Annotated in this window: 4 protein-coding genes; 1 reads left to right on the top strand and 3 read right to left on the bottom strand. The window is 49.5% G+C overall.

The window, feature by feature from the left end; translation table 11 throughout:
- Window positions 1-723: glutamate--tRNA ligase family protein (locus LDL35_RS14880; protein WP_369694955.1), on the top strand; the 723-nt coding region annotated here is incomplete at its 5' end.
- 12 nt (window positions 724-735) lie between these two features.
- Here the strand turns inward: LDL35_RS14880 and speE are convergent.
- From speE to LDL35_RS14865, 3 genes are all read right to left on the bottom strand, one after another.
- Window positions 736-1614 (bottom strand): polyamine aminopropyltransferase, encoded by an 879-nt coding sequence (gene speE / locus LDL35_RS14875; RefSeq protein ID WP_304023898.1) that lies wholly within the window; start codon window positions 1612-1614, stop codon window positions 736-738.
- Window positions 1615-1619: 5 nt separating this feature from the next.
- Window positions 1620-2018 (bottom strand): adenosylmethionine decarboxylase, encoded by a 399-nt coding sequence (gene speD, locus LDL35_RS14870; protein WP_304023895.1) that lies wholly within the window; start codon window positions 2016-2018, stop codon window positions 1620-1622.
- A gap of 189 nt (window positions 2019-2207) precedes the next feature.
- Window positions 2208-3851, bottom strand: coding sequence for an ATP-dependent DNA ligase (locus LDL35_RS14865; protein ID WP_304023892.1), 1644 nt, complete (start codon window positions 3849-3851; stop codon window positions 2208-2210).
- Between the last annotated feature and the right edge of the window lie 77 nt (window positions 3852-3928).

Below are 3928 nucleotides of genomic sequence, written 5' to 3'. Positions count from 1 at the left end.
TACCGGCATTACGGCCGGATGGGTATAGAAGGTGTGGTCCTTTCAACCTCCCAGATGCGGGCCGGCATCCAGTCTGGTGAGTATTCCGGATGGGACGATGTCAGGCTTGGAACACTCCGTGCCATGGCTCGCAGGGGTATTCAGCCACAGGCCGTTCGGAACGCGGTCGTAGAGATCGGTATCGGGGAGACTGATATCCAGTTCTCATGGGAAAACCTCTATGCAAAGAACAAAGAGATCATTGACAGTCAAGCTGACCGGTTCTTCTTTGTTCCTGATCCGGTTCTGGTTCCCATATCCGGAAGTGACCCGGTTGTGGCAAAAGCAATGCGTTATCCGGGAGATGAATCGAGGGGATACCGTGAGATTCCCTTTGCCGGAAGTCTCTACCTGCCAAAAGCGGAACTGGCATCTGGTGCAGCATTTATCAGGCTTAAGGATCTCTTCAATATTACCGTGCTCTATGAAGGTGATACTATCCGGGGGGAGTATGCCGGTGATGACCTGCAGGAAGCCAGAAGTAAAAAAGCCCCGATCATCCAGTGGCTTCCGGAAAACCATGCAACACACTGCCTCCTGAAAACTCCTGAAGGGGATGTCAGCGGGGTATGTGAACCTGAAGCAGTCACAACACAGGATAGAATTGTCCAGTTTGAGCGGGTCGGGTTTGCACGAATTGATGCAGCCGGCAATCCTGCGGTGGCATACTTTACCCACCGCTGACTTTTTACAAATTTACGAGAAAAGGATTTTTTTCAGGTACTCAGGCAGGGCAAATCCTGCTTCATGAGTAGCCCCGTTATAATACTGAAGATGTGGTAGTGAACGTTCCCTGATAATCTCATCTACCCTCTCTTTGCTCGTCTCTCTGGGATCTCTGGTATCAGATGCACAGGCCATACCCCACAGGCTTCCATAGAGCGGAATATACACAAAGTATGGAGCCACGATGTGAAAGACACTGCTAAGGTTTTTCATAAGTCCTGATACCCGCTGCGGTGCATAGACCGGCGGCCCGATATGCAGGACAAACATCCCTCCGTCATTTAAAAGTGCCTTACACTCTGCCATAAACCGTGGTGAGTAGAGCTCGGCAGCCGGACCCAGGGGATCGGTCAGGTCTAAAACGATCAGATCAAACTTTTCTCCTGTACCCGGTCCTATCTCCCTGACGTATTTCAGCCCGTCTTCAATGAGAATCTCCATCCGGGGATCATCAAGAGATCCGTGGTGCACCGATTCAAAGTACTTGCGTGAAAGATCAACAACCGCCTTGTCCAGTTCGACAAGAACGATCCGTTTCACCGACGGGTGTTTGAATACCTCGTCAGCCGATCCCCCATCTCCGCCACCGATGATGAGGACAGTCTCTGGTTCAGGATGAGAGACAAGGGCGGGGTGAATCATATTCTCATGGTAAAAGAACTCATCCCGCTCTGATGTCATGAAATATCCGTCCAGCCGGAAGAGTTTTCCAAGCTCCGGAGTGTCCCAGACCTCATAAACCTGAAAGGGCGTTTCACCCTGCTCCAGCAGTCTTCCCTTTTTAAAGAAAAACCCGCTGTTATCATTCAGCGATTCACAGAGCAGGTCTGAAAAAAGAGATGTATCCATGGATTTCAGATTGCTGCAGCTCTGGCAGCGTTGATCTCTCCCCTGATGACTTCATGGCGTGCCATCTCTCCGGGGGCAAGGGCAGATATTACTTCCTGAAAGGTCTGTCTGGCCCGGTCACTGTTGTCCCGGCTGTAGTTACAGACATAGACATCAAGGGTCACCCCGTTATTTTCCGGCCAGGTGTGGATGGCGAGATGTGACTCTGCCAAAACCACGTTTCCCGTGACTCCTGCTTTATTTCCATTTTCATCCATAAACTGGTGGAAATATGTTCCAAGCGGGGTAAGACCAGCGTTTATACATGCATCAACACACAGTTTCTCTAACTTGCTCTGGTCACACAGTAGATCAGCAGTGCAGGTGCAGCGGTACATATCAGCAATTAGATGTAGTCCATTCATTCGCCATCCCTCCTGTAAGGTTGTAGGGTGATCTCTTCATGAGAGACCGTGGGTATAAGAATGAGATATCTGAAAAGATAAATCTATTTGGTAAATGAAAAGTTTTAAACGGAGAAAATGAAATTCAGAAAAAGATTTCTCTTCCTTTTTTGCAAAAATCAACGAATTTCCTTCAGAATTCTGAATATATCATGAATTTAGAGAACGGTGTGTCTGTATATATCTCTCCTCGACATCTTCTGCCGTATTTGCCTCTTTCAGGTCTTTATCCTCCCGGACCTCAATAAACCTGGGAAACCGGAGAGCATATCCTCCCTCGTAATTGGGACTTTTCTGAATCTCCGAATACCCGATCTCAAAGACCAGCCTAGATAAAAAAAAAACCATTTTTCCCTCTTTCCTGATAACATCGTCCTTAAGGGTATCAAACAGCCAGCTCAGCTGTTCGTCTGAAAACCCGGTGGCCACCCGGCTTATCGGAACCAGTCGGTCGTCATCTCTGACTGAGAGTAAAAAGGATCCAAAAACATGAGCACGTTTCCCTTCACCCCACTCTGCACCGGTTACCACAAGGTCCAGAGTATCAGCCTCAGGTTTTATCTTCACCCAGTCTTTTCCCCTGACGCCGGGTGTGTACCGTGACCCCAGTACTTTCAACATGACCCCCTCATGACCGGCATCAAGAGCAGTATGGTAGTATGCCTCTATCTCTGTCTCATCATCAGATATGAGCTGGGGGGTTACATACTTCGATGCAACCTGTGTCAGTATGTTCCGCCTCTCGCGAAATGGCAGATCAATAAGCATCTCCTGATGGTAGTAGAGGATGTCAAAGAGGTTTGGGATCATCGTGATAGCATCCGCTGCCTCGGCAATATTGTGTTTTCTTCGAAACCTCCGGAGAACGGTCTGAAATGGCATGGGGTGGCCGTTTTGAACTGCAATGACCTCTCCATCCACAATAATGTCATCAGGAAGAGCCTCGTCAAGGAGTGCAACAACATCAGGCATCGCAGAGGTGACCTCCTCAAGCCGGCGGGAGTACATCCTGCAGGTTTTGTTCTGCTTGTGGAACTGAAACCTTGCTCCATCATACTTATACTCAACTGCAACCGGATCTCCCTCTTCAAGAACACCGGAGATGGTTCCCTGCCGTGCAAGCATCATCCTGACCGGATGGAACGGGACCAGCCGGACTTGCCGGAGAGCCTCTTCTCCCTTTCGTGCCAGCACCGCGACTTCTCCGATATCATTTCTGACCTGATTCGCATACTCAACAAGGCCCGGGTCGACTGAGAGGGCCTGAGCGATTGCATCCCGAAGGTTTCCTTCACCGACCCCAATCCGAAAATCTTCAAGGAGAATTGCAGTGATGTAATGCCCCTCAAGAGGTGAGGCACTGGAGAGGATTCGCTGGATAACCCTGACCTTTTCTTTCTGGGATCGTCCGCCCTCCATACCCGATATCTCGATAAGGGCAGCCATAATGTCAGCAAGAGTGAGTTCAACGGTGAAAAAAGATGTCTGCGATTTCTGGGAGAGGAGTTCTTCAACCGCAGCACCGGCATCCCCGACCCGGCTCAGACGGTCAATGACCTCCTCACGTTTTCTGCCGGTAACATAGGCAACCGCTTCATACAGGAGATTCGGACCGACCCCGAGTTTTTTCCCGCTCCATTCCGGAAAGGGTTTTCCCAGAATAAGGCGGCAGAAATGAGGAAGATCATCTTCAGAGAGTGATGATATCGTCTCTGCCAGAATGGAGATGGTCTCCAGTCTTCCGGATATTTTCTCCAGCCTGGAACACAATTCTGCAAATTCAAGAAATATCATGGTTCATGTCAGTTACAGGGAGATGGTTATCTTCCAGCAGTCATCCTGGCATTGCCCTCTGCACTGCTGTTTAGGTT

Source organism: Methanospirillum hungatei, from assembly GCF_020216685.1.
Taxonomy (GTDB): Archaea; Halobacteriota; Methanomicrobia; order Methanomicrobiales; family Methanospirillaceae; genus Methanospirillum; species Methanospirillum hungatei_B.
Note: the sequence above shows the minus strand (reverse complement) of the source record. Positions and strands in the feature narration are given on the sequence as shown.